General features: G+C 45.6%; 22 protein-coding genes. 10 read left to right on the plus strand and 12 right to left on the minus strand.

From position 1 onward, the window contains the following. Positions 1–48: 48 nt before the first annotated feature. Positions 49–1,056 (minus strand): phage shock protein operon transcriptional activator, encoded by a 1,008-nt coding sequence (gene pspF / locus R7D93_RS08055; protein ID WP_017820869.1) that lies wholly within the window; start codon positions 1,054–1,056, stop codon positions 49–51. 232 nt (positions 1,057–1,288) lie between these two features. Here pspF and pspA point away from each other — a divergent pair, with 232 nt between their 5' ends. From pspA to R7D93_RS08090, 7 genes are all read left to right on the plus strand, one after another. Continuing rightward, positions 1,289–1,960: a phage shock protein PspA gene (gene pspA / locus R7D93_RS08060; RefSeq protein ID WP_005378119.1), complete on the plus strand. Its 672-nt coding sequence runs from the start codon at positions 1,289–1,291 to the stop codon at positions 1,958–1,960. Positions 1,961–1,974: 14 nt separating this feature from the next. After that, complete coding sequence (gene pspB, locus R7D93_RS08065; protein WP_005378117.1) at positions 1,975–2,208, plus strand: envelope stress response membrane protein PspB; 234 nt, start codon at positions 1,975–1,977, stop codon at positions 2,206–2,208. Next, positions 2,201–2,590: an envelope stress response membrane protein PspC gene (gene pspC / locus R7D93_RS08070; RefSeq protein WP_025766867.1), complete on the plus strand. Its 390-nt coding sequence runs from the start codon at positions 2,201–2,203 to the stop codon at positions 2,588–2,590. The genes pspB and pspC overlap by 8 nt, the downstream gene beginning before the upstream one ends. 161 nt (positions 2,591–2,751) lie before the next feature. Beyond that, on the plus strand, positions 2,752–3,783 hold the full coding sequence (locus tag R7D93_RS08075; RefSeq protein WP_053307438.1) for an efflux RND transporter periplasmic adaptor subunit: 1,032 nt from the start codon (positions 2,752–2,754) through the stop codon (positions 3,781–3,783). A 1-nt stretch (position 3,784) separates the two neighbouring features. Continuing rightward, the gene (locus tag R7D93_RS08080) at positions 3,785–4,882 is read left to right on the plus strand and encodes an efflux RND transporter periplasmic adaptor subunit (protein WP_213866623.1); all 1,098 of its coding nucleotides are present in this window, start codon (positions 3,785–3,787) and stop codon (positions 4,880–4,882) included. Beyond that, entirely contained in the window at positions 4,879–7,989 is a 3,111-nt protein-coding gene (gene vmeI / locus R7D93_RS08085; RefSeq protein ID WP_225495553.1) for an efflux RND transporter permease subunit VmeI, read from the plus strand. Before R7D93_RS08080 ends, vmeI begins: the two co-directional genes overlap by 4 nt. Before the next feature lie 72 nt (positions 7,990–8,061). Continuing rightward, on the plus strand, positions 8,062–8,628 hold the full coding sequence (locus R7D93_RS08090; RefSeq protein WP_005378109.1) for a DNA-3-methyladenine glycosylase I: 567 nt from the start codon (positions 8,062–8,064) through the stop codon (positions 8,626–8,628). Positions 8,629–8,652: 24 nt separating this feature from the next. On the opposite strand, the gene R7D93_RS08095 is transcribed toward R7D93_RS08090, so the two are convergent. The 4 genes from R7D93_RS08095 to cls form a co-directional block, all read right to left on the minus strand. Next, positions 8,653–9,513 carry a lipase secretion chaperone gene (locus tag R7D93_RS08095; protein ID WP_225495554.1) on the minus strand — a complete coding sequence of 287 codons (861 nt, stop codon included), beginning with the start codon at positions 9,511–9,513 and terminating at the stop codon, positions 8,653–8,655. A 12-nt stretch (positions 9,514–9,525) separates the two neighbouring features. After that, positions 9,526–10,431: an esterase/lipase family protein gene (locus R7D93_RS08100; RefSeq protein WP_005378107.1), complete on the minus strand. Its 906-nt coding sequence runs from the start codon at positions 10,429–10,431 to the stop codon at positions 9,526–9,528. A gap of 248 nt (positions 10,432–10,679) precedes the next feature. Continuing rightward, a complete protein-coding gene (locus R7D93_RS08105) occupies positions 10,680–11,885 on the minus strand; it encodes a cystathionine beta-lyase (protein ID WP_225495555.1) in 1,206 nt (401 codons plus the stop codon). 210 nt (positions 11,886–12,095) lie between these two features. Beyond that, a complete protein-coding gene (gene cls / locus R7D93_RS08110; RefSeq protein ID WP_005378105.1) occupies positions 12,096–13,550 on the minus strand; it encodes a cardiolipin synthase in 1,455 nt (484 codons plus the stop codon). 430 nt (positions 13,551–13,980) lie between these two features. Here cls and R7D93_RS08115 point away from each other — a divergent pair, with 430 nt between their 5' ends. From R7D93_RS08115 to R7D93_RS08125, 3 genes are all read left to right on the plus strand, one after another. Then, complete coding sequence (locus R7D93_RS08115) at positions 13,981–15,351, plus strand: sodium-dependent transporter (protein ID WP_042522154.1); 1,371 nt, start codon at positions 13,981–13,983, stop codon at positions 15,349–15,351. Positions 15,352–15,433: 82 nt separating this feature from the next. Then, complete coding sequence (locus R7D93_RS08120; protein ID WP_213969493.1) at positions 15,434–16,126, plus strand: TIGR01621 family pseudouridine synthase; 693 nt, start codon at positions 15,434–15,436, stop codon at positions 16,124–16,126. A gap of 31 nt (positions 16,127–16,157) precedes the next feature. Continuing rightward, positions 16,158–17,099 carry a class I SAM-dependent methyltransferase gene (locus R7D93_RS08125; protein ID WP_225495556.1) on the plus strand — a complete coding sequence of 314 codons (942 nt, stop codon included), beginning with the start codon at positions 16,158–16,160 and terminating at the stop codon, positions 17,097–17,099. 213 nt (positions 17,100–17,312) lie between these two features. Here R7D93_RS08125 and R7D93_RS08130 read toward each other — a convergent pair whose 3' ends face one another. The 7 genes from R7D93_RS08130 to R7D93_RS08160 all read right to left on the minus strand — a co-directional run bounded on the left by R7D93_RS08130 (position 17,313) and on the right by R7D93_RS08160 (position 25,547). Then, complete coding sequence (locus R7D93_RS08130; RefSeq protein WP_085569583.1) at positions 17,313–18,368, minus strand: hybrid-cluster NAD(P)-dependent oxidoreductase; 1,056 nt, start codon at positions 18,366–18,368, stop codon at positions 17,313–17,315. Positions 18,369–18,449: 81 nt separating this feature from the next. Next, positions 18,450–20,111 (minus strand): hydroxylamine reductase, encoded by a 1,662-nt coding sequence (gene hcp, locus R7D93_RS08135; protein WP_138939981.1) that lies wholly within the window; start codon positions 20,109–20,111, stop codon positions 18,450–18,452. A 174-nt stretch (positions 20,112–20,285) separates the two neighbouring features. Then, the gene (gene norR / locus R7D93_RS08140; RefSeq protein WP_085569581.1) at positions 20,286–21,815 is read right to left on the minus strand and encodes a nitric oxide reductase transcriptional regulator NorR; all 1,530 of its coding nucleotides are present in this window, start codon (positions 21,813–21,815) and stop codon (positions 20,286–20,288) included. Between the two features lie 202 nt (positions 21,816–22,017). Beyond that, a complete protein-coding gene (locus tag R7D93_RS08145; RefSeq protein ID WP_005386695.1) occupies positions 22,018–22,497 on the minus strand; it encodes a glycine zipper 2TM domain-containing protein in 480 nt (159 codons plus the stop codon). Positions 22,498–22,620: 123 nt separating this feature from the next. Next, positions 22,621–23,232, minus strand: coding sequence for a CDP-alcohol phosphatidyltransferase family protein (locus tag R7D93_RS08150; protein WP_005386693.1), 612 nt, complete (start codon positions 23,230–23,232; stop codon positions 22,621–22,623). After that, the gene (locus tag R7D93_RS08155) at positions 23,225–23,872 is read right to left on the minus strand and encodes an ATP-binding cassette domain-containing protein (RefSeq protein ID WP_130546672.1); all 648 of its coding nucleotides are present in this window, start codon (positions 23,870–23,872) and stop codon (positions 23,225–23,227) included. Before R7D93_RS08155 ends, R7D93_RS08150 begins: the two co-directional genes overlap by 8 nt. Beyond that, on the minus strand, positions 23,838–25,547 hold the full coding sequence (locus tag R7D93_RS08160) for an ABC transporter permease (RefSeq protein WP_213874703.1): 1,710 nt from the start codon (positions 25,545–25,547) through the stop codon (positions 23,838–23,840). The genes R7D93_RS08155 and R7D93_RS08160 overlap by 35 nt, the downstream gene beginning before the upstream one ends. Positions 25,548–25,553: the final 6 nt, after the last annotated feature.

The following is a 25,553-nucleotide window of genomic DNA, read 5'->3' on the forward strand; positions in this document are numbered from 1 at the left end:
TAGAGCGCAGTCACGAGCTCGTGTATTGATTGAGTACTCTCGGTCAAGTTAGCTTTGTCCGACCAAACCATATTTTCTAACCATCCCTCGTAATTGGTGATAGCTCAAGCCAAGTAGCTCGGCTGCTTGTCGTTGATTAAACTTGGCTTCTTCCAATGCACGATTGAGTAAATGGATATCTTGTTCCTCTTGCCATTGTTTATAGTCTAGAGGGAATTGGATGGTGTTGCTTGATGCTTCCTCTTCTTGTTGTTCTGCTTGTTTTGCACTATGGCCAAGCGCGCTGTGCCAAACCGTTTCAAAAGGATTGAAAACCAGTTCATCAATTGGGTGAGCATTCAGACCATGTTGGTAAATCGCACGTTCAATCACGTTTTTTAGTTCGCGGACGTTACCGGGCCATTCATATTCAATAAGCGACTGCTGCGCTTTTGGGGTAAAACCGACAAAGTATTCCAGTTGCAGTTCACGACACATTTTCATCGCGTAGTGCTCTGCTAAAGAGAGAATGTCTTCTTTGCGCTCGCGAAGAGGCGGTAACATAATGACATCGAAGGCTAGCCTGTCGAGCAGATCCGCACGAAAATCACCTTGCTCTGCCAATTTTGGTAGGTCGGCATTGGTTGCACAAACAAGTCGAACATCCGCATTGAGAGCGGTATGACCGCCAACTCGCTCATATTCACCATATTCAATGACACGTAATAGCTTTTCTTGAACCAAAAGTGGTGCGGTTGCCAGTTCGTCAAGAAACAAAGTACCGCCCTCGGCACGCTCGAAACGCCCTTTATGCTTACCTTTAGAGCCCGTGAAGGAGCCGGATTCATGTCCAAACAATTCGGAATCTATTAGCCCTTCGCTTAATGTCGCACAGTTGAGTGATAGTAGTGGTTTATCCCAACGTCTTGATAAATAATGCAAACGCTGAGCGATGAGTTCTTTACCCGTACCTCGTTCACCAATGATGAGGACAGGGCGCTCAATGGGTGCAAGTTGTGATACTTTATCTAGTACAGCGAGAAAAGCAGGTGATTCACCAATCAGGTTTTGCTTCATAAAGTCCTTCTTATTTAACAGCCGAGCCATGATTTAGGGATAGAGTTGGTAAATTTCACCAACAGTTGGTGAAAAACATCATAGCACAATAGTGTATAACGACAACAAAATGCATAACACTCTGATTTTAAAGAAAATTATAAGTTGGCACGTTACTTGTTATATATTCAGGGAAACACAAGGTTAATCACCACCTTGTCGAGTTTTAATAGGAAAAAAGAGGAGTTCCGTTATGGGTATTTTTTCTCGATTTGCAGATATCGTTAACTCAAACATCAGTGCATTACTGGACAAGGCGGAAGATCCTGAAAAAATGATCCGTCTTATCATTCAAGAAATGGAAGACACACTTGTTGAAGTGCGTACTAACTCGGCTAAAGCGATTGCAGACAAGAAAGAGTTGGCTCGTAAGGTTGAAACGTTAGAAGAGCAAATTGGCGAATGGGGCCAAAAAGCGAGCTTAGCATTAGTTAAAGAGCGTGAAGATCTAGCTCGTGCAGCGTTAATTGAAAAGCAAAAGCTAGAGCAAGTGATTAAAGGCCTCCACACTGAGCAAACCTTAGTGGAAGAAACGATCGATAAGCTTACTGGCGAGATTGGTAAGTTGGAAAGCAAAATTGCCGAAACGCGCGCAAAACAGCAAGCACTAGCAATTCGTAACCAAACTGCATCTAACCGTCGTGATGTGCAAAAACACCTGCACACTAGCCGCACTAATGAAGCGATGGCGAAATTTGAGCAGTACTCACGTAAAGTGGATGAAATGGAAGCGGAAGCAGACCTGTATGCTCAAACTGGTAATGCTAAATCGCTAGAACAAGAGTTTGCAGAGTTGCAGGCACAAGACGAAATTGAAAAAGAGTTGGCAAAACTGAAAGAACAGATGTCATCGAAAGATAAATAAGAAAGGAGCCATTTATGTCGGCATTTTTTATAGCAGGACCAGTGATTGTCTTTTTAATCTTTGTCGCTCCACTATGGCTCTTCTTACACTATCGCAGCAAACGCAAAACAGATAGTGCACTGTCGAGCCAAGATTTAGAGCGCCTTCAGGTACTATCTGAAAAAGCGGAAGCGATGCAGTCCCGAGTTGATACATTGGAGCGCATCTTGGATGCTGAGTCACCAACATGGAGACGAAAGTATGAATAATCGAGAACTGTATCGTGATCCAGTAAATGGCAAAATCTCCGGTGTTTGCGCCGGAATTGCCAACTACTTTGGTGCAGAAGTTTGGTTGATTCGTATTGTAGTGATTTCTGCAGCGCTGTTAGGTGGTACGTTTTTGGTATTGTTAGCGTACATCGCGATGGCGTTTATGTTAGAAAAGCAACCAGTAACGTATTCTGAAAATATCAGAGCGCAGCAAGAGCATACGCTCAAAAGTAAGCCTTGGCAGAAAGGGCAAAGCCCTGATCAACTGCTCAGTGTGTTGGAAAGGGATTTTGACCGTCTTGATGGCAAAATTCGTAACATGGAAGCGTATGTTACGTCTGATACATATAGGGTGAACAGAGAATTCAGTAAGCTCTAGGCATTTTGTATCCAAAGAAGATTTAACTGAAGCAGGCATAAAGCCTGCTTTTTTATCACAAATTACTAATTTTAAAGCACTATTAATCTTTTCTGCTCTGGAAGTTCGTTCAAAATTCATCTACTTTAAAAATAATCCCCCAATTTTTATGGATGAATGTAATGAGAAAATTGCTCATTCCTATTGCCATCTCGGCTGTCTTGTCGGGGTGCGGTAAAGAACTTCCTCCTGTTCCTGAACCTGAATCGCGTCCTGCGAAGCTATTTACAGTATCTGTTGGCAATGCCCAGTTTGAGCGACATTTTCCTGCCACGACGGAAGCTGGCGATAGAGCAGTACTGACTTTTCGAGTTCCTGGGCTTCTTCAAACGATAGAAGTGAATGAAGGTCAAGTCGTCAGTAAAGGTGATGTTTTGGCGTCATTAAACCCAGATGAATATTCTCTGCTCGAACAGCAAGCTCGGGCAAATTTTTTGCTCGCAGATGTGCAATACAAGCGATACCAAAAGCTACGTAAAGACCAAGTAGTATCTGAGCAAGATTTTGATGAGGCAAAAGCGAATCACAACTCGGCAAAAGCTCAATGGAATCAAGCAAAGGCAAACTTAAGGTATACCAAACTTGTCGCGCCATATGATGGCACCATTTCGTACATTCCAGCAGAAAACCATGAATATGTTGCCGCGAAAGAAGGGGTGATGAATATTCAGTCCAACCAACTCCTCAAAGTGATATTCCAAATCCCAGACTATCTTCTAAATCGTTACACGCAGGGGAGCGATGTCTCTGCCAGAATGATATTTGATGCGTTCCCCGAGCAAGCCTTTGACTTAACCTTTCAGGAAATCGATACAGAAGCCGACCCTAAAACGGGCAGTTACAAAGTCACGATGGTCATGGAGCGACCAGCAGAAATAGGCCTTTTGCCGGGAATGTCTGGCAATGCTTACCTCCTGTCCAAAAGTGCAGGAGCGACAAAGATTCCTAACTCCGCGTTGCTAGAAGAGAACGGCAAAACATACGTTTGGCGTGTCGATGAGCAAGGCATTGTGTCTAAAGCCGCAATTGAGATGAATGACAAAAATCAAGTGTTAGCTGGGCTTAACGATGGCGACCAAATCATTATCTCGGGTGTCAGTGTAATTGAACCCGGAATTAAGGTAAGAGCGTGGATTAAGGAAAGAGGGCTGTAATATGAAAGGAATCATCTCTCTAGCGACTATACTTTCAACGCTTTTTCTCGTCGGCTGTGGGGATAAGGCGCCAGAAAAAGAGCTCGAAACGCCACGAGTTAGGGTTACGTCATTAGCGGGAAACAAGGTGGACGACAACTTGTACTTCCCTGCGGTTGCGAATGCAGCGGATCGCTCTCATTTGAGCTTCAGAGTCGCAGGAGAAGTCAGCCGCATCATGGTAAAAGAGGGCGACAAAGTCACGAAGGGTGATGTTATTGCAACGCTAGATCCCACTGACTATGAGTTGGATGTAGATAATGCGAGTGCGCGTTTTTCTGTTGTCGACAGTCAGTATCGCCGCTCACGCCCTTTGGTTGATAAAGGCCTATTAGCTAAGTCTCAGTTTGATGAAATTGCAGCACAACGACAAATCGCCTTAGCTGAGCTTCAGTTAGCCAAACTTCGTCTATCATTTACTGCCTTAAAAGCGCCCGTGGATGGGATTATTTCGCGAGTTAATATCGACCAATTCGAAAATGTTCAAGTCGGACAGCATATCGTTAATATTCACAGCTTGGAGCGAGTCGAAGTGTTGATTCAGCTTCCAGACCGCCTCTATGTGAACCAACCGCCAACGGAAGAAAGGCTCACCGCGATCAAAGCATTGGTGCGCGTGCCCAGTGGTAACGAATATAACGCGACGGTAAAAGAATTTACGACTGAGCCCGATCCAACAACAGGTACGTTTACTGTCACACTGTCGCTTCCTATGCCGGAAGAAGAGTACATCCTAGATGGTATGGCTGTTGAGGTAACTTCTAAAGACGAGAATGTTGGGCTTGATCTCAACCTAGGAATTAATGTCCCTATCGAAGCCATTTTCAATGCGGACGGTGACGAGCTGGGGCGCGAAAACAAATTTGTTTGGGTACTGAATGACGACAATACGGTATCGCGCAAACAGGTGCGAGCAGGTAAGGCATCTAAAACGTCCATTCAAATCCTTGATGGTCTCATGCTCAAAGACAAAGTTGTGATTGCCGGTGTTTCTCGATTAAGGGATGGCATGAAAGTGGAAGTGATACAGGAAATGGCTACGCAGGAGACCGGTCTATGAGCGATCTTAATAAATCAGTGCCTCAAAGTGATGATGATGTGACCGGTATTGCTGCGTACTTCATCCGAAATCGCGTCATCAGTTGGATGGTTGCACTGATATTTTTGATTGGTGGTATCGCCGCATTCTTTGGTTTAGGGCGTCTTGAGGACCCTGCTTTTACCATTAAAGATGCGATGGTAGTGACCTCTTACCCTGGTGCGACACCACAACAAGTCGAAGAAGAAGTGACGTATCCAATCGAAAAAGCGATTCAGCAGCTTACTTATGTTGATGAAGTGAATTCGATTTCTAGCCGAGGATTATCGCAAATCACGGTCACGATGAAGAACAATTATGGCCCTGATGATCTGCCACAAATCTGGGATGAGTTACGCCGTAAAGTGAACGACCTTAAAGGGACGTTGCCTCCAGGTGTGAATGAACCTCAAGTGATCGATGATTTTGGTGATGTTTACGGGATTTTGTTAGCGGTGACTGGCGACGGTTATAGCTATAAAGAGTTACTGGATTACGTCGATTACTTACGCCGAGAGCTCGAACTGGTTGATGGCGTGAGTAAAGTTTCGGTATCCGGGCAACAGCAAGAACAAGTTTTCATCGAAGTATCGATGAAAAAGCTGAGCAGTATAGGTCTTGCTCCGGATACCGTGTTTAATCTTCTTTCGACGCAAAACGTGGTTTCTGACGCGGGAGCGATCAGAATTGGTGACGAGTACATAAGAATTCAGCCGACTGGCGAGTTCCAGAGTGTGGAGGAGCTGGGTGATTTGTTGATTACTGAGTCGGGCGCTCAAGGGCTCATTTTCTTGAAAGATGTGGCGGAAATAAAACGCGGGTATGTAGAAGTCCCGAATAATATTATTAATTTTAACGGAAGCCTTGCACTAAACGTCGGCGTTTCTTTTGCTGAAGGCGTCAACGTCGTTGAAGTCGGAAAAGCATTTGATCATCGCCTTGCCGAGCTAAAGTACCAACAACCTGTTGGTATCGAAATCTCTGAAATTTACAGTCAGCCTAAAGAGGTGGATAAATCGGTTAGCGGTTTTGTTGTCAGCTTGGCTCAAGCTGTCGGTATCGTCATTATCGTACTTCTGTTCTTTATGGGGCTACGTTCAGGTCTGCTTATCGGTTTAATCTTGCTGCTGACGGTGTTGGGTACGTTCATTTTCATGAAGTATCTCGCGATAGATTTACAGCGGATTTCATTGGGTGCCTTGGTTATCGCGTTAGGTATGCTGGTGGACAATGCCATCGTTGTGGTTGAGGGGATTTTGATTGGTACTCAAAAAGGGCGAACTCGACTCCAAGCAGCGACCGACATTGTTACCCAAACAAAGTGGCCATTACTTGGGGCAACTGTGATTGCGGTAACTGCATTTGCGCCAATTGGACTGTCTGAAGACTCGACGGGTGAATACTGTGGCACTTTGTTTACGGTTCTGCTGATCTCTTTAATGTTGAGCTGGTTTACCGCTATCTCGTTGACACCATTCTTTGCTGACATCTTCTTTAAAGGCCAGAAGATTAAACAAGGTGAAGGGGAAGAAAATGATCCATATAAAGGGGTTATTTTCGTTATTTATAAAAAGTTTCTACAGTTTTGTATGCGTCGTGCTTGGTTTACCGTTGTGGTGCTGATTGCGGGATTAGCGGCAAGTGTTTACGGGTTCACCTTTGTGAAGCAAGCGTTTTTTCCATCTTCGACAACGCCGATTTTTCAGTTAGATGTATGGATGCCAGAAGGAACTGATATTCGAGCAACTAACACAACGCTTAAAGAGTTAGAAAGTTGGTTAGCTAAGCAAGAGCATGTTGACCATATCACGACGACCGCGGGTAAAGGTTTACAGCGCTTCATGTTAACGTACGCGCCAGAGAAAAGTTATGCGGCTTATGGTGAGATAACCACTCGTATGGAAAATTACGAAGCGTTGAAACCATTAATGGCGAAGTTTCGAGAGTATTTAAAAGCCAACTACCCAGAAATCAATTACAAGCTCAAACAGATTGAGTTAGGCCCTGGTGGTGGTGCAAAAATTGAAGCGCGCATTATTGGTTCAGATCCAACCGTCCTTCGTACGATAGCCGCTCAGGTCAAGGACATCATGTACGCCGATCCTCAGGCAACAAATATCAGGCATGATTGGCGTGAACGAACCCAAGTTCTTGAACCTCAGTTTAACGAGAGTCAGGCACGTCGCTATGGCATTACCAAATCGGACGTCGATGATTTCTTGTCCATGTCATTCTCTGGAATGACGATAGGCTTATACCGAGACGGCACGACGCTCATGCCTATCGTGGCTCGTTTACCAGAAGATGAGCGCATTGATATTCGTAACATCGAAGGCATGAAAATATGGAGTCCAGCACAGAGCGAGTTTATTCCACTTCAACAAGTCACAATGGGTTACGACATGCGTTGGGAGGATCCTATTATTGTGCGTAAGAACCGTAAGCGTATGCTCACTGTGATGGCAGACCCTGATATTCTAGGTGAAGAAACCGCATCGACGTTGCAAAAACGTTTACAGCCCCAAATCGAAGCGATTCAAATGCCTCCTGGCTATTCACTAGAGTGGGGTGGTGAATACGAATCTTCTGGTGATGCTCAAGAGTCGCTGTTTACTACCATGCCAATGGGGTACTTGTTCATGTTCTTGATCACTGTATTCCTATTTAACTCTATCAAAGAGCCACTCATTGTTTGGCTTACCGTGCCGCTGGCGTTAATTGGTGTCACTACCGGTTTGTTGGCACTCAACACGCCGTTTGGTTTTATGGCATTGCTCGGCTTCTTAAGCTTATCGGGAATGGTGCTCAAAAATGGCATCGTATTACTGGACCAAATTGAAATTGAAATGAAGTCCGGTAAAGAGGCTTATGACGCGGTCGTTGATGCTGCGGTAAGTCGCGTCCGTCCCGTTTGTATGGCTGCTATCACGACGATCCTTGGTATGATCCCACTGTTGCCAGATATTTTCTTCAAACCAATGGCGGTTACGATTATGTTTGGTTTGGGTTTTGCGACAGTCCTGACACTGATTGTCGTGCCAGTGTTGTATCGTTTGTTCCATAAAGTGGCAGTACCGAAACAGGTTTAGTGCTACTGATATAACGATGAAAAATATCGCGCCTCTAGCTCATCAGTTAGAGGCGCTTTTTAAGGAAGAATAATGACAGAACAAAAAACGTGTGCGTGGGCGATGAATCACCCATTAGAGCGCGAATATCATGATTCCGAATGGGGCGTGCCAGTATATGACGACCAAGTCCTGTTTGAGTTTATTACTTTGGAAGGTGCGCAAGCTGGTCTTAGTTGGATCACCATCCTTAAAAAGCGCGAAGGTTACAGAGAAGCGTTCGAGAATTACGATCTAGATGCGTTGGAACAAAGAAATGAAGAACGCGCTGAATACATCGTGGAAAACTTCGATGTTGTGAGACATCGCGGAAAGATTAACTCGGTATTCAGTAATGCCAAAGCGGCCAAAGCGTTAATTGCTGAATACGGGAGTTTATCAGACGCGTTGTGGCAGTTCGTGGACGGTGAACCAATCGTCAATCAATGGCAACATATGAGTGACGTACCAGCTTCGACAGAGCAATCCAAAGCCATGAGTAAATTCCTAAAAAAGAAAGGCTTCAAGTTTGTCGGTGAAACCATCTGTTATGCTTTCATGCAAGCCGTCGGCATGGTGGATGACCATATCGTTGGATGTCCTAAAAAGCAGAATAAGTAACGTTTGGCTATTAAGCTAATGTTGTTAGTTCTGGCTATCATGAATACGTTCCAAAGCTTCGATTCGACGCCATTGAGTGGCATCGAAGCTTTGTTTTCTTAAAGCAATGATTTCTGCCTGTTTTTCGTCTTGCCCTAGAAAATCCCTATTCAGAATATTTTGACGCTGCTTTAAGTAAGTGGCGAGTTGAGTCTCAAATGATGCTCTTTGCTCATCAAGCTTTTGCAGCCTCTGCGCTCCGGCATCTCCTACCAGAGCAACACGGGCGATGTACTTATCTTGTGAATCAAGCTGAGAAGCTTGCTCGAGCTGCTCTGCTAATGCGTTATTGCGTTCACTTTCTCGTATGTAATCCGGTTGTTCTGATAACGCTTGATTGAGAAGGTGTGTTTGACTCTCGATATCCGATGCCTGTTTTTTGATCGTCAGCTTTTCTAATGCAAGCTGGCGAAGTCGGTTTTCTTCGTCAAACAATCGGGTTATCTGCACCTCGTTAAAGTATTGAAGCTGTAAGTTCAGTATTGCCTCATTCAGCATGGTTAACTGTTCAAGCGTTAGGTGGTTGTGCTCAAAAGGCTCTAGTGCAGAGAGTGCTCGCTTGTAGGAAAGGTAGGTTTGAAAAAGTTTGGCATCAATATTCAGAGTTTGTTTTGCTAAAGTGTCATCATTGACTTCCGCTTTGATCGTATCGAGATCTTCTTCGCCCAGTCGGCTAAGAGAATATTCGAAGAAATCTTTTGGGGAAGAGACATCGGCGGCTATATCTTGCTGAGATGGCGAATGGTTAGAGGTTATCTCTTGTTGTTTGTCGCTTTGCAACAGAGAAAGCGCTCCCACGCCAAATATCGAGAGCAGGATAAAAGTGGTGAGAGCGACTTTCTTCATTGTGATGACCTCTTATAAACCTTGAAGTTTGAGACGATTTGCATGTTGGCGATAAAGCGTGACTGGATCGGTTTCAAAAAGATGATGAATACCGAGCAGGCCGTTAATTTCATCCAAATGGTTCATTTGATAATCATCACGTATGACTTTGCCCAAATGTGTGCTGCACGCACCAACTAAGCCATCATTTGGCCCATCAAAGGCTAAGCCAAGTACCATCATGGCAGCGTCGGTCGGATCGAAAACGTTTGTAAAAGTGGATGATCCGGTCCATGAGTAGTAATAAACGCCATTTGAAGCTAGCAAGTCGCCATTACCACATTCACTGGTAGGGACTCCCTCTGGGTAGTGCTGGTTAAACGCCAATGATCCTTCCGTGGTCAAGGCTGCTAATGAGGCTAAAGGGTCTTGGTCGAGATCAGAACCACCTGATAGAAGATTAATAAGAGTGGTTAAACCTTGCGCCAGTTTTACCGCGAGCTGCTCACTACCCGAACCCTCAGATACGGTGCCACGAACTAAATCGGCTACTTTAGACCCTTTATTAACGCCTCCTATACTCGTAACTGATGCGACTAGGTCAGGACGGACAGAGGCAACATAGCGCGTTGTTGGACCACCATGACTGTGACCAATGAGATTGACTTTCTCTGCGCCTGTTGCTGCAAGTAAGGTTTCTACTTGAGCAAGCAGTTGCTCCCCTCGAACCTCGCTGCTATTGGTCGCGGATACCTGTGCAACATAAACTTTAGCGCCATCTTTTGTTAAGGAATGTGGTATTCCGAAAAAGTAATCAACGCCTGCCAGGGTATCAAAACCAAACAAACCGTGAACCAGAACAATCGGATACTTGGTTTGGGTATAACCTGTTGCAGCGTATACGGAGGTTATTGGGACGGTAACTAAGGTAAAAAGCATTAGCGCTATAAATTTGAGTTTCAAAACTATCTCCTTGTGGTATGACCTCTTATGAATGATAAAAAGTAGGAGAGAAACTCTAAATTTGGAAAGCCTATTTGTGGCACATTATTTCATTCTGTGACTGCTCAATTGAAAAACAACACAAATGATTAACATTAATTAATGGTTCGGGTGAATGTTAGTTAATTCTAATTAAGTCAGGGGTTTATAAAAACGCCCCGCAATGCAGGGCGATTCAATCATTGTTATAGGGAGACTTCTTTTTCAAGCATTAAGGCGTTATAACGCGCAAAACCAGCCTCTAAATCAGCGATCAAGTCATTTACGTCTTCTAAGCCAATATGAATACGAACCAAAGTACCTTCAAAGTGTGGGTGAGCTATGGTTCTCAGGCTGTTAAAGCTCTTAGGTTCGTTAGCTAGAATGAGGCTTTCATAACCGCCCCAAGAGTAACCCATACTGAAGTGTTTCATGCCATCAAGCAGAGCCGTCGTCGCTTTTGGATAAGACGTTTTGAGAACAAATGAAAACAAGCCGTTTCCACCTGTGAAGTCTCGTTTGAAAAACTCATGGCCAGGGCTTGTTTCTAAAGCTGGATGGCGGACATGATCAACTTCTGGGCGAGAAGCGAGCCACTGAGCGACTTTTAAACTGCTTTCTGCGTGCTGTCTTAGGCGAACATCCAACGTGCGAATACCTCGAAGACCTAGGTATGCGTCGTCAGGAGAAACGCACTGACCCATCAGGTAGCTTTGTTCACGAAGCTGATCCCAATACTTTTCAGAAGCCACAGCAGTACCTAGCATGACATCTGAATGTCCAACAATATACTTAGTTGCCGCTTGAATGGAAATGTCTACGCCATGCTCGAAAGGAGAGAAGTTCACGCCAGCTCCCCATGTGTTGTCTAGCATCACGATGATATCTTGCTCGTGGGCAATGCGCGCTAATGTAGGCACATCTTGGACTTCCATGGTTATTGAACCAGGAGACTCCAAGAAAAGGACTTTGGTATTCGGCTGAATCAAGTCTTGGATACCTTCACCGATCATTGGGTCATAATAGGTGGTTTCGATGCCCATCTTATTCATGATGGTGTTACAAAAGTCACGAGTTGGTTCGTAACAAGTGTCCACCATTAGAATGTGATCGCCAGTTTCAACGAAAGAGAGGATGGCGTTTGAAATTGCTGCCGTTCCACAAGGGTAAAGCGCGCAACCAGCTCCACCTTCAATCTCAACCATTGCGTCTTGGAAAGCAAAGTGCGTGTTGGTGCCTCGGCGACCATAAAACAATGTTTTGTTTGCACGATTAATGGTGGCTTGGTTCTTTTCTGCAACGGTATTGAATACCACGGTTGAAGCGCGTTGAACGGGTGGGTTTACAACACCATTTGTCCACTTTTTATCGCGGCCAGCGGTAATGAGTTTGGTTTTTTTTCCCTCTGACATAAAAGTTCCCTGTCTTAAATATTGCGGTTTTGAATATTTAAAACATGGACGACGTAGGTTATGCAAGGGAAAAGTCGACTATCAGCCAATAACAGCCAAGATGAACAGGTAATGATGTCGAGAGGTATCGTGTAGATGGGAGCTAAAAGAACAAACCTCCAGCAGGATGCATGTAGCGCTGGAGGTTTTTTAGTCGGTGTATTTGAGGTATTAGAGGAGTGGATTGAAGAGATAGAACACTCGCTCTAAGAACCGAGAAAATAGGCTCCTTTTCTCCCATTCTTCCAATACAACAGTGTGAGATTGCTTAATATAGCTATCTTGTAACCAAGACATTTGCTTGGTGAACTCTTCGTCATCAACGGCGAGGGTCACTTCGAAGTTCAGCCACAAGCTGCGCATATCCATGTTTACGGTGCCAACTAAACAGAATTGGTCGTCAATTACGACAGATTTTGTATGCAGCAAACCACCATAAAACTCATAAATCTTGACCCCTGCACTCAAGAGCTCACTATAAAAAGCGCGTGACGCCCATTGTACCATCATAGAGTCATTTTTATGGGGAATAATGAGTTCAACGTCAATGCCTCGTTGTGCTGTCATCTTTAACGTTTCGAGTAAATCAGCATTGGGCACGAAATATGGTGTTGTGATTCGTACCGAGCGATTGGCTTGGTTTATTGCCAATGTTAATACTTGATAGATCAGATATTCCGGCATACCTGGGCCAGAAGGCACAACCTGAATAGGGTGTTGGAATTCACTCTCATCGATCTTGCATTCAGGTAGTCTCGGTAAATGACGTTCGCCAGTTTCGACTTCCCAATCCCAACAGTGGATGGCACTCAATACGTTTACCGTTGGTCCCGTAATGCGAACCATGATGTCCACCCAATGCCCGACGCCACTGTTTTGCTTGAAGTAAGCCGGGTCAACCAAGTTCATTGAACCTGTATAAGCAATTTCATCATCAATTACGATGATCTTGCGATGTTGGCGAAGATCAAGACGACGTAAGAAAATACGCCACATCTTCACTTCTAGCGCTTGAATAACTTCAATTCCAGCATCCTGCATCATTCGATACCAAGGACTTCTGAAAAAACGCGGGCTACCTGCTGAATCGAGCAATAGTTTGACATCTACGCCGCGTTTAGCCGCTTGGATAAGTGCAGAAGCGACAGAGTCAGCCAAACCACCCGGATGCCAAATGTAGAATACCATTCGAATACTGCTCTGCGCGTTTTCGATGTCTTCAATAATGGAATGCAAAATCTCATTAGGTGACTGTTGCAGCGACAATGTATTGCCGCTCAATGCGGGAAGACCAAGGCGGTTGTTACAAAGTTCATCGATTCGGTAGATGTGCCTTCCCATCGTTTCTGGGTTGTGCGCGTTACAGTCGTTAAGTTGACTGAACCACTTCTCGAATGGTGTAAACATCTCTTTCGCACGTTCGGCTCGTTTTCTGCCTAAGTTCAGTTCACCGAAGAGGAAATAACATGCGACACCCAGAACGGGAAGGATATAAATGATCATTAGCCAAGCTAAAGACACGCTCACTGCACGGCGCTTTAAAACGACACGAATGGTCACACCTGCGACCAGTAACCAATATAGCCCAATGCCAGCTAAAGTAAGAAAGTGATAAAACTTGTCCATATACGCTCAGAGTAATATGCCCTTCTAGGATATTAAGCATAAAAGTGGGTTGGGGGAATAGATTTCCCATTTAGACGTGGGATTGACCTTATATGAGGAACGAATTTCATAACAGCTGATTCTGTTATTTTAATGTGAAAAATAAGGTCATTCTTTAACTTTTGAACAAAAAAACAGCATTTAACCTGCGTAACTCGACACTTGTGCGATAAATGTACTTTTTTGGGGTTCCAATTTTAAAGGGGAGCTGCTTTACTTTCTAGACATAGTGCGTCGAACGCTTATTTTATAAGTGTACAATAATTTTTACATAAACTTTTTAGACGCCTATCTCTATGCATACACAACAAACTAATTTTGGAGAAAAAGCGTGGCTACAACTAATACAGCAGCACCACGTGATACGTGGGGGTCTAAACTAGGCTTCGTAATGGCAGCAGCGGGTTCCGCTGTCGGTTTAGGCAATATATGGAAATTCCCTTACACAGCAGGTGAGAGTGGCGGCGGTGCATTCGTTGCTATCTATCTTATCTTTGTAATTTTTATCGGCTTTAGCGTGATGCTGACAGAGTTCGCTATTGGTCGTAAGACAGGTCTTTCTGCCGTAGGTGCATTCAAAACAACTGACCGACGCTGGACGTTTACTGGCGTTATGGGAGTCTTCAGTGGTCTTTTGATCATGGGCTTCTACCCTGTGGTTGGTGGTTGGGCATTGGCCTACATCTTTAAAGTGGGTGGTGGTCTACTCAGCGCGCCAGAAGCAATTGGCGACAGTTTTGGCGGTTTCATCTCAGATCCGATTCAACCTTTAATGTGGATGGGTGTTTACCTGTTCCTTAACGTCATGATTGTGATGAAAGGGATTTCGGGTGGTATTGAGAAAGCCGGTAAGGTTCTGATGCCGCTTCTGTTCTTAATCCTAATCGTTGTTTCTGTTAAAGGCTTGATGCTGCCAGGTGCAATGGCTGGCCTTGAGTTCTTATTCATGCCGGACTTTTCTAAAGTCGACAGCAACGTGGTTCTTGCTGCACTAGGACAGGCGTTCTTCTCACTTAGCTTAGGTATGGGTTGTATGATGACGTACGGTTCTTACCTGAAGAAGAAAGAGAACCTAGTTCAAACAACCGGTATGGTTACAGCTATGGATACAGGTGTCGCGATTCTTGCTGGTGTTGCTATGTTCCCAGCTATGTTTGCCTTTGGCATGGAGCCTGCGGCAGGCCCTGGTCTTGTATTTGTTGTCGTTCCTCAGCTGTTTGCTGAAATGGGCGGAGTGATTGGGTTGCTATTCGCGTTGCTATTTTTCATCGGTTTGACGGTGGCGGCATTAACTTCTTCAGTATCATTATTGGAAGTTGTCGTGTCTTACCTAATCGACGAGAAAGGCATGAAGCGCTCTAACGCTGTTCTGTCTGCAAGTGCAGTTATGGCGGCATTATGTATTTTTGCGTCACTATCTTTAGGTGGAATGGGGCCAACGCTGTTCGGTACCGGTGCCTTTGATATCTTCGACTTGCTAACGGACAAAATCTTCTTAGCGGTTGGTGGTATGTTGGTTTGTATCTTTGCAGGATGGCGCCTAAGCCGTGCTGAGCTAGAAAAAGAGATCACTAATGACGGCGAAGTATCCTTCCCGCTATTTGGATTGTGGTACAACCTAGTTAAATACCTGATTCCTGTTGCGATTGCTATTGTTGCCTTCATGGGGATTAAGTCTGGCTTTGATAGTGGCAAAGGTGAAATCATGCTGCTGGGTATCGCAATCATTGGTCTTGCTGGCATTTTCTCGAAGAAGCTTTAGCAAATACCTTGGGGGCAAGCCTCGATAGCTTTGTCCGATAACTTATGTATACTGCTGGCTCCAAACGTGGAGCCAGTTTTTTATGTTCGATATTCTACATACCCATCCCGATTTTCTGATCATCAATAAGCATCCCAACGTCTCTGTTCATAAAGACGATGGCGACACAATGCTGCTGCAAGAAGTGGCTAAGCAGAGTGGTGATCAGCAGCTCTATCTTATCCATCGCTTGGATAAAATGACATCGGGTATTCTGCTCCTCGGACGTAGCGCCAAAGCGGCCAGTGCGTTATCGCAAGCCTTCGCTGACCGCCAAGTGGAAAAGTTCTATCTGGCGATTGGCTCTAAAAAGCCGAAAAAGAAACAAGGTTTGGTCGTTGGTGATATGGAGCGTTCGCGCCGTTCATCATGGAAGCTGGTCAACAGCAAAAACAACCCAGCCGTTACCCAGTTTTTCTCTCTTGCGGCAGAGCCCGGAGAGCGTTTATTTTTATGCAAGCCACACACTGGTAAAACGCATCAAATCCGCGTGGCATTAAAATCGGTTGGCTCAGGTATTGTTGGCGACCCGATTTACAATGCAGGCAATGAGGCTGATCGCGGTTATCTGCATGCATTTTCACTTTGCTTCCAATACCGAGATGAGCAATATCGCTTTGTTTGCGATCCACGAGAATACAAAGTGCTTGGTAACAAATGGCACAGTGAAATCGTCTCTCAGGGTTTGGATACTTGGCTTTCCCCCTGGGAACTGAACTGGCCTACGATCAAATAACCGTCACAAAGAAAACTAATAAGAGAACTCGATGCAAGCATCACAACTTTCGCTGTTTTTTCAGCATCTAGAAACCGAGCTCGCGCAAGCTCCGAATGAAATTCGTCGACTGTTTCACGGTCGTGGCCGTCGTTTTGAAGGTCTAGAGCAAATCACCTGTGACTGGTTACAAGGTCAGTTGATCATCAACTTGTTTAAAGAAGTCGACGACGCGTTTCTCGCTGAGCTGAAAAGCGGCCTCAATGCGTTGGCACAATCGCAGTTGTGGGCAGACAAGCAAGGTCGTACTATGGTTCTTCAGCACCGTTATGCTGATGGTACGCCTTCAGAAGTGCTTGTCGGTGAATTAGACGCTCGCCCTGTCGTTGAAGAAAGCGGTTTGAAATACCAATTGGATATTGGCCGCAACCAAAACTTCGGTCTGTTTTTGGACATGCGCTACGGTCGTGATTGGATACGCGAAAATGCGAAGCATAAGAACGTGCTTAACTTGTTTGCTTACACGTGTGGCTTTTCTGTCGCTGCCATTGCCGGTGGCGCAGATAAAGTGGTTAACGTCGACATGGCGAAAGCGTCGCTGTCTAAAGGTCGTGAGAACCACAAGCTAAATGGTCATAACATCAACCAGGTAAGCTTTATGGGGCACGATATCTTTAAATCTTGGGGTAAGATTAAGAAATCTGGTCAGTATGATTTGATCATTATCGATCCGCCTTCATTCCAGAAAGGCAGCTTTGCGCTGACTAAAGACTACAAAAAGATTCTACGTCGATTGCCGGATTTGTTGGCAGAAGGCGGTCAAGTGATGGCATGTGTGAACTCACCATCTGTGACAAGCGACTTCTTGATTGAAAGCATGAAAGACGAAGCGCCAGAGTTGACATTCCGTGAGCGTCTGGATAACCCACCAGAGTTTATGGACGTAGACAGCGAAGCAGCATTGAAAGTGTTGCTGTTTAGCGAGAAGCAATGACGACGAAACGAAAGTTGTACCTATCTATAATACCAACCGTTTGAGTAAGGCTGGCATCTCCGCGATACCCCGTCAATCTGAATAGCGAGACGCGAGTGTGATTCAGAGTCTATTATCAGAGTGAGTTATTCCTAACACGCTGATATTAGATTCCTGACCTCGCCTAGGCTCGTCGGAATGACGGGAAACAATAAAAGATCGATACTAGCAGCATTAACCAATCTGCACTTCAAGATCCGCTTCGATGGTTGATGAGCAGGCGAGCACATAGCCTTGTTCAATTTCTTCTGGCGTTAGTGTTTCTAGGCTGGTAGAAGAGACGTTGCCTTGACGAACCTTGCATTTGCACGAGCCACAAATGCCGCTACGACAAGCGACGATTAATGGTAAACCTGCGCCTTCAAGCACATCGGCCAGTACCTGACCTTTTTGCGCATCGATGTTTTGAGCAAAGTCAGGAACGGAAACACGAACAGCTTCATCGGAGACCGATGTTTCTGCGCCAGTCGCTGGCGTAAAACTCTCTTGGTAGAAGTTTGTCATGTCAAAACCAAGGTCATTCAAATAGCCGTGAACATCTTGCATAAACTGGCTTGGACCACACAGGTAAACGGTACGTTGCTTGAAATCAGGAACAAGCTCTTTAAGCCAGTCGGCATTCAAACGACCTTGTGGGTGTGACGTTCCTTCGCGGTTTTTCAGCAACAGCTTTAAATGGAAGTTGGGATACACAGCGTCGAACGTTTCTAGCTGATCGTAGTAAATCGTCTCTTCTGGGCTGCGTGCGATATGAAGAAATGCGATGTCCACATCGTTGTCGTTTTCATCTTGATTACTCAGCCAGTGTTTTGCCATCGAAAATACGGGCGTGACGCCGCAACCTGCACTGATAAGCAAGGCTTTTGTTTCGCCATCATGTAAAACGGGTGGATGGTCAATGCAGTTAAATTCGCCCGTTGGTGGTAATGCTTGAACGGTATCACCGAGCAGCAGCGAGTCAACGATGTAGTTCGATACTTTACCGCCAGATACTCGTTTGATGGTGAGTTGAAGGTGATCGTCTTCATTGATCGAGCTGATTGAATAGGCACGAAACTCCATTTTTCCATCAATTTCGACGCCCAAGTTAATAAACTGGCCAGGCTTAAACTGAAACAGAAGTGATTCGGTTAGTTCGGCCAATTTGATGCTGACGGTGTCGTGTGTTTCGAAGTATTTGTCGATGCAACGGAGCGTGACGGGTTGGTTACCTTGCCATTCAAAAAACATAACAATCTCTTTGGTTGTGGCTATTTTTAGTTTGAAATAGATAGCGCCTCCACGTAAGGAGGCGCGTAACAAGTAGGTTTATTAGGCTGCTAGGATGGCTTTTAGATCATCCTGAACATTGCCAATACTGCGCATATCGAACTTCTCTTGGATGATGGCGATTAGGTTTGGCGTTAGGAATGCCGGTGCAGTAGGGCCTGTGTAAATGCCTTTCACGCCCAATGCAAATAGTGTTAGCAAGATAACGATCGCTTTTTGCTCGAACCAAGAAAGCACAAGCGTGAGTGGTAGTTCATTGATGTCACAGTCAAACTCTTTCGCCAGTGCAAGTGCAAGCTGGATTGCAGAGTAAGCATCGTTACATTGGCCCACATCCAATAGGCGAGGGATGCCGTTGATATCTCCGAACGTATTCTTGTTGAAGCGGAACTTACCACACGCCAAGGTCAGGATTAGCGTGTCTTCTGGCGCTTCAGCCGTAAAATCGGTGTAGTAGCTGCGTTCCGCTTTATCACCATCACAACCGCCGACTAGGAAGAAGTGTTTGATGTTGCCTTGCTTCACTTGGTCGATAACCGCAGGGGCGGCGTTCATCAGTGCATTGCGACCAAAACCAACCGTGATGTGGTGTTCGATTTCATCGTGTTGGAAACCGTCTTGCGCTAGAGCACATTCAATCACTTGGCTAAAATCATCGCCTTCGATGTGAGCCACACCAGGCCAGCCAACAATACTACGAGTGAATAAACGGTCTGCGTATTGACCCACATTTGGATTCAACAAGCAGTTTGACGTCATTACGATTGCACCAGGGAAGTTGGCGAATTCTTTCTGCTGGTTTTGCCATGCGCTGCCGTAGTTACCGACAAGGTGAGAGTATTTCTTCAGCTCAGGGTAGCCGTGTGCAGGCAGCATTTCACCATTGGTGTAAACGTTAATGCCTTTGCCTTCGGTCTGTTGCAGGATTTTTTCTAGGTCATGCAAATCATGGCCAGAAACAAGAATACATTTACCTTTTACTGGCTTGACGTTCACCGTGGTTGGTTCTGGATGGCCGAAGGTCATTGTTTCACCTTGGTCGAGCATTTCCATCACTTTGTAGTTCATCAGGCCGATGCGCATTGAGCAATCAAGTAGTTCGCCGAGATCTTCAGGGTCTGTGCCCAACCACGCCATGATTTCATGGTATTCGGCATAGATATCGTTGTTGGTTTGCTCAAGAACACGTGCGTGCTCCATGTACGCGGCTGCACCTTTAAGTCCGTATAGGCAAAGTAGGCGTAGGCCAATAACATCTTCATGTACTTGGTCCTTACCACGGTTCACCGCGACTTGAGGAGCAAAAGCTAAGATTGCTTCTGCGCTATTTGGTAGCTCAAAGTGAGCAACAACAGGGATGTCAGCAACTTCGGTATCGGCGAGTGTTGCAGCAGACATTACTTGCTCTTTTAACAATGCTTTGTACGTTGCGGCTTGAGAAGTTAACTCTAGGATGCGTTCAGGGTCGAAGTTAACGTTCGTCAATGTAGAGAAAAATGCCTTGGGTGCCCATTGGTTGATTTCATCGTTAATGATGTTGAATTCAAGTGCTTTTGATGCCCAAAAAGAAACCCCTTGCAGTGTGTAAACCAATACATCTTGCAGGTCAGATACTTCAGAAGTTTTACCACACATGCCTTGTGCAAAAGAACAACCTTTAACAGCAGGGGTTTGAATTGTCTGTTCACATTGAATACAGAACATATTGGGTTCTCCAGTGATTGTTTTAATAGTCGTGATGTTGACCGCTAGAGAGCAGAATGTGTGCCAATTATTATCTTGTTGATTTGTATTGAATTTTATCAGATTTAGGAGAGTGGTTGATGTAATTAAGACAACGCAGTTGATGTCTTAATCACATCGACTTCTTGTGGTCGGTTATTTATTGATCCCGAGCTTTTTACCCATCCGATATAAGTTCCCGCGATCCATTTGTAAAAACTCCGCTGCTTTTGCCCAAACGCCACCAGTTTGGCTCAAAGCATGTTCAATTAAATCACGTTGATAGCTTTCTATTAGCTCTCGCATTGGCTGGCTTTCTTTAGGCAGATAATGCGATGTGTTTTTTACATCATCGAGAGCTAATGAGGTGTCAAAATGGTTAAGCATGATCGTGCTTGCACCTTGTTGAATAGCGTGTAAAGCCGCGCGAGTTAAAGTGTGTTCGAGCTCGCGTACGTTTCCGTACCAAGGTAAAGACTCCAGTTGAGTCAACACTTTAGGGTGAACGTGCAGATTGGGTGCATTGAATTGTTGGCGTACTTTTTCCAACAAATATCCTGCTAAAACGGGAATATCCCCGTCACGGGCACGCAGTGGGGGGACTTGGATTGGGAACACGTTCAAACGGTGGAAAAGGTCTGCTCGAAACGTGCCAGATTCGACCTCTTTTTCTAATTGTCGATTGGTCGCGGCGATGATGCGCACATTGACCATCAAATGCTGATCGCTACCCACACGTTGCAGCTCGCCTTGCTGAATTACGCGCAGCAATTTTGCTTGCAAAATCAAAGGCAGTTCGCCCACTTCATCAAGGAAAATCGTTCCACCGTCTGCCAGTTCAAACTTACCGGCACGGTGGCTATTAGCACCTGTAAATGCGCCTTTGACATGGCCAAACAGTTCACTCTCAGCCAGACCTTCTGGTAAAGCCGCACAGTTGACGTAAATCATCGGCTTATCGCTACGATGAGATTGCGCGTGTACCGAGTGCGCGACCAGTTCTTTACCAGTTCCGGTTTCTCCTAAGATAAGTACCGCGTAATCTGATTGAGAAACGGTCGCAATGTTGTTTCGTAACTGGTTGATCTGCTGACTCAAACCCACCATTTCGCCATGTTGAGAACGGGCTTGCTGGATAAGGGTTTGAGTGACACTTTTTTGCTTCTGGTTTTGTGTTTTGAGTGCTTTTAATTGCGCAATGTTACGCAATGTCGCAGCGGTCAAAGCTGCAAAGGTTTCGATAGCGACAGGATCGATGTCATCAAACGCGCCCACCGTTAGGGCATCCATCGTTAGTGCACCAACAAGTTGGCCTTGGACATACAAGCTAAAGCCCATGCAATCATGAACATCAATGCACTGGTCTTCGGTTAATAGTGTGCCGTCAAAAGGATCCGGCAGTGAACAATCGGCATCGAAACGCACCGGTTCTCGGCTATGAATAATGGCATCTAAGCGAGGGTGCGCTTTGGGGAAATAGCGACGACCTAAGACCGAGCTGGATAAGCCTTTTACCGCGACAGGAGTTAGAAACCCATCCTCATCGAAGATAAACAGGCAGCTCGCATCACATGGGAATACTTGCGCGACCCCATCAATGAGATTTTGATATTGCTGCTCGTGAGAGCGATTTGAGCTGAGGTTTAGCGCGATATTAAGGAGTACGTGGTCAACAGTCGGAGTCATAACAAGCCCAAAGTTATCTGGAATGGGCTCATGCTAGCAACTTGATGTCATTTGAACATCGAAAGGTGTGGGAGATTGATGTTCCATTGACGACGATCAAGTTTGATACGAAAAGAAACGCGCAAGTTAACAAGCCAGTGATGTAAGCTTGCGCGGGTTAGGTGTTTGAATTAAAGCAGGCCAAAGGTTTAGTTCGTCCGAATTAACGAGGAACGACTCTAGCGTCATTACCAGAAACATTGATTTGGACCGCTTGGCCTGGTTGGAAAATCATGTTTGGATTTGCTTCTTGAACAATAGAGATAATCTTTCCGTCCTCTAAACGAATGGTCAGATTCACGCCATTTCTTTTCGCGGTTGCTTCAGCCGCTTTGCTGCCTGCATAGCCACCCAATAGACCACCACCAATGGCAGCGATATCCGAGCCAGAACCGCCCCCAACTTTTGAGCCTAAGATCCCGCCCACGGCAGCACCAGCGATGGTGCCAATGGCATTGGATTGGGTAGAGGCATCAATGGTTACGGGTTCTACTTTTTCTACTGTGCCGTAGTAAACCTGCTGAACTTTGCGAGTGTCGGATGAGCCGTATGCATCTCCGTACGGGTTAGGTGAGCTACAGCCGCCAAGCACGAGCGCACAAGTAATGGTGAGCAACATGCCTAAATTGATCTGTTTTTTCATATAGCCTCCGAATGGTTTCTTCATTCAAAGAGTATATACCCCAATTTAACCTGCGTTTTGGTGCTTTATAAAACAGTGGCTTAGCGGCCTGTCCCTTAAGGAAACGCGATTGTCTAAGCAGTATTAATGATCGTTAAGCGTATGAAACCCTGAATAAATACGTGTAAAAGTAGTAAACCAGCATGCCGCGCCAAAGATATACGCGATGACGGCAAAGTGTTGCGGTAGCAAACAAAATAAAACCAAGCAGCCAATGGTTTCTGTACCTTCGGTTAAGCCGCTCATGTAGTAAAGCGATTTGTTTTTATATACCGGATTATCGATGCCTTGTTTTCCTGCCATGATGGCAAAAGCCAAAAAGCTACTACCAGTGCCGATGAAGGAAAAAATCAAAAATGCGCCTGCAACGGCATTGTGCTCTGGGTTGGCAAGCACAAAGCCAAAAGGAATCAACGAATAGAACAAAAAATCTAAGCTGATATCAAGAAAACCACCCGCATCGGTAATGCCCTGAATCCTTGCCAGTGCCCCGTCTAACCCATCACAGATTCTGTTCAGCAAAATAAACAGCAACGCCAACAAGTACTGTTCGGCGATCAAAGCAGGCAGGGCAAAACAGCCAAGCACAAAACCAAATACTGTCGTCTGATTTGCAGTGATACCACATTTATCGATATATGTCGCACTGAGTGCCAGCGGTTTGCGGATGAGCTTTATACTCAGGCTATCAAGCATGATTTGTCTCCCACGGCCAGTTTATGCAGCGGCTGCCATCAGGAATATCATCTTCATCGTGCGTTACCATCAAAGTAGGGATGTTCGCTTGCTGCAATTGTTCGACCACCCAATTGCGAAATTGCACGCGCAGGTCTTTATCCAGCTTGCTATAGGGCTCATCAAGTAGCGCAACTTTCGGCTTTGCTAGCAGCATACGAGTCAATGAGATACGGGCACGTTGCCCTCCCGAAATTTGGTCAGGAAAGGACTCTGCTAGTTTGGTCAATGAAATGTTCTTCAGTGCTTGCATAGCGTGAGCTTTACGCTCTTCACCTTTGATTGAGTTTGGTAGCGCGAAGGCAAGGTTCTCCCACACCGTTAAATGAGGGAAGAGCAAATCGTCTTGGAATAGAATACCGACCTGACGCTTATGGGCAGGGAGGGCATCCAACTTTTCGTTATCAAGCGTAATGGATCCAGAGTAGTTGAACTCGGCGGATAGGTGCCCGGCAATGGCATCCAACAAAGTGGATTTACCACAACCGCTAGGCCCCATCAGGGTAACGATTTCACCTTTTTCTACGGTCATATTGAACGCCGAGAAAAGCGCGTCGCCATTGGTTTTACGGATGGCGAGGTTTTCGAGACAAAGACTCATTCAGTAGTAAACCTTTTATAGACAAGCGGCGATACTTCACGTGTAAGCGGCTAAGCAGTATCGCAAAAGAGAAGAACAAGAATGGCAGCAGAGCTTGCCAAATGGCGTAAATAGCGGTGACACGTCGGTCAAAACCACTGGATAGTGCAACGGCTTCGGTTGTGATGGTGCTAATGCGCCCAGCCCCTAGCACTAATGTAGGTAGGTATTGCGCTAGGCTGACACTAATACCGACAGCCCACGCGAATGCAATCGCAGGCAGGAGGATTGGCAGTTTCACTTTTAACCACGCTTGCATCGGTGTTTTACCCAAGCTGAGTGCGACGCGAGTTAAGCTGTTATCGAAGCTGCGCCACGGCCCGTCTAGCGAGAGGTAAATAAATGGGAATGCGAAGAACACATGCGCCCAGCATACCCAAAAGAAATACGCGTTACTGTTTAAGTACAGCGTCACTACTTGCATACCGAATAGCACGGATAGCTGAGGAATCAGCATTGGGATGGCGATGATGTAACCGGGCACCTGCCAGCGATAACGAAGGCGATACTCATGTGCGATCAAGGCAAGGGCTAGAGCGACAGTCGCGCTGATAACGGCAATCAGCATGCTCTGTTCCAGCGTGCCAAGAATACTGTGCCATTCGTATTCCCAAAAACGCAGGCTGTAACGGCTTGGGAGCAAATCTGGAAAGCGCCAACGTTGAGCAAAGCTCCACACCACCATGAGTGGAATCATTAGAAGTGCGAGTAGGGTAATCAGTGAAAATAGGGTTTTACCGGGTAAACGAAAACCGTTTCGACCAGAGTACTGCCAGCGTTTGAAGCCTTTGGTAATACACCATTCCATTAAGCGTGCAAATCCAATCAAAAGGCTAGCGATCGCAAACAGTATTACTGCGCCAGCGGCCGCTCTTGGTAGGAGCGATAAATCTGGATCGTTAAACCATTGCCATACCAAAACCGCAAACGTGGGTGGGTTGGTAGGGCCAATAATCAGGGCGACATCGACAACGGACAAACTGTAAGCCAATACCGCCAGCATTGGGAAACGAAGTTTTGCTAACCATTGCGGAAATACGCATTTCCACCACGCTTGCGCGGAACTGTAGCCCATCGAGTGACTGACTTTTTCAACCTTATCGACTTTCAATTGCTGAAGGATCGGAATACTCATCAACAATAAAAACGGCACTTCTTTAATCGCAAGCATGATGATCAAACCGAGTGCATGTGGGTCCTTAATCAGCAATGCTAAGTCATTCACCGTTTGTGCATTCGGGTCGTAACCAAACAGTTGGTTGAGAACACGAACGCCCATACCAGTTGGGGCAAACAAGAACGCAAAGCCAATTGCAAACGCGACGTGCGGCATCGCGAGAAGTGGGGAAAGGCTAACTTCAATTTTTCGCCAAAACTTACTGCCCCAAGAGGCTTGTAGAATTGCAAATGCGATGAAGCAAGCCAAGTAGCTACTGAAAATGGCGGAGTAGAAAGTAAGCCCGATGGATGTCCAAACACCTTCCCAATCAAAGACGGCATTGAAGCCATCAAAAGAAAAGTGGTGTAGACCGATAGGAGGTACATAACCGAGCGCAGAGACCACCACTCCAAATAGTCCCGGAATGGTAGGCAAAATACAAAATGCGATAATGACTAAATACAGCGCTCTTAACATGGATTC

This window comes from Vibrio sp. YT-15, assembly GCF_033337445.1.
In the GTDB taxonomy this organism is placed as follows: Bacteria; Pseudomonadota; Gammaproteobacteria; order Enterobacterales; family Vibrionaceae; genus Vibrio; species Vibrio alginolyticus.

Excerpts from the sequence above, each read along its gene's own strand:
- pspF (WP_017820869.1), bottom strand. The coding sequence starts at position 1,056 with ATGAAGCAAAACCTGATTGGTGAATCACCTGCTTTTCTCGCTGTACTA.
- pspA (WP_005378119.1), top strand. The coding sequence starts at position 1,289 with ATGGGTATTTTTTCTCGATTTGCAGATATCGTTAACTCAAACATCAGT.
- pspB (WP_005378117.1), top strand. The coding sequence starts at position 1,975 with ATGTCGGCATTTTTTATAGCAGGACCAGTGATTGTCTTTTTAATCTTT.
- pspC (WP_025766867.1), top strand. The coding sequence starts at position 2,201 with ATGAATAATCGAGAACTGTATCGTGATCCAGTAAATGGCAAAATCTCC.
- R7D93_RS08075 (WP_053307438.1), top strand. The coding sequence starts at position 2,752 with ATGAGAAAATTGCTCATTCCTATTGCCATCTCGGCTGTCTTGTCGGGG.
- R7D93_RS08080 (WP_213866623.1), top strand. The coding sequence starts at position 3,785 with ATGAAAGGAATCATCTCTCTAGCGACTATACTTTCAACGCTTTTTCTC.
- vmeI (WP_225495553.1), top strand. The coding sequence starts at position 4,879 with ATGAGCGATCTTAATAAATCAGTGCCTCAAAGTGATGATGATGTGACC.
- R7D93_RS08090 (WP_005378109.1), top strand. The coding sequence starts at position 8,062 with ATGACAGAACAAAAAACGTGTGCGTGGGCGATGAATCACCCATTAGAG.
- R7D93_RS08095 (WP_225495554.1), bottom strand. The coding sequence starts at position 9,513 with ATGAAGAAAGTCGCTCTCACCACTTTTATCCTGCTCTCGATATTTGGC.
- R7D93_RS08100 (WP_005378107.1), bottom strand. The coding sequence starts at position 10,431 with ATGCTTTTTACCTTAGTTACCGTCCCAATAACCTCCGTATACGCTGCA.
- R7D93_RS08105 (WP_225495555.1), bottom strand. The coding sequence starts at position 11,885 with ATGTCAGAGGGAAAAAAAACCAAACTCATTACCGCTGGCCGCGATAAA.
- cls (WP_005378105.1), bottom strand. The coding sequence starts at position 13,550 with ATGGACAAGTTTTATCACTTTCTTACTTTAGCTGGCATTGGGCTATAT.
- R7D93_RS08115 (WP_042522154.1), top strand. The coding sequence starts at position 13,981 with ATGGCAGCAGCGGGTTCCGCTGTCGGTTTAGGCAATATATGGAAATTC.
- R7D93_RS08120 (WP_213969493.1), top strand. The coding sequence starts at position 15,434 with ATGTTCGATATTCTACATACCCATCCCGATTTTCTGATCATCAATAAG.
- R7D93_RS08125 (WP_225495556.1), top strand. The coding sequence starts at position 16,158 with ATGCAAGCATCACAACTTTCGCTGTTTTTTCAGCATCTAGAAACCGAG.
- R7D93_RS08130 (WP_085569583.1), bottom strand. The coding sequence starts at position 18,368 with ATGTTTTTTGAATGGCAAGGTAACCAACCCGTCACGCTCCGTTGCATC.
- hcp (WP_138939981.1), bottom strand. The coding sequence starts at position 20,111 with ATGTTCTGTATTCAATGTGAACAGACAATTCAAACCCCTGCTGTTAAA.
- norR (WP_085569581.1), bottom strand. The coding sequence starts at position 21,815 with ATGACTCCGACTGTTGACCACGTACTCCTTAATATCGCGCTAAACCTC.
- R7D93_RS08145 (WP_005386695.1), bottom strand. The coding sequence starts at position 22,497 with ATGAAAAAACAGATCAATTTAGGCATGTTGCTCACCATTACTTGTGCG.
- R7D93_RS08150 (WP_005386693.1), bottom strand. The coding sequence starts at position 23,232 with ATGCTTGATAGCCTGAGTATAAAGCTCATCCGCAAACCGCTGGCACTC.
- R7D93_RS08155 (WP_130546672.1), bottom strand. The coding sequence starts at position 23,872 with ATGAGTCTTTGTCTCGAAAACCTCGCCATCCGTAAAACCAATGGCGAC.
- R7D93_RS08160 (WP_213874703.1), bottom strand. The coding sequence starts at position 25,547 with ATGTTAAGAGCGCTGTATTTAGTCATTATCGCATTTTGTATTTTGCCT.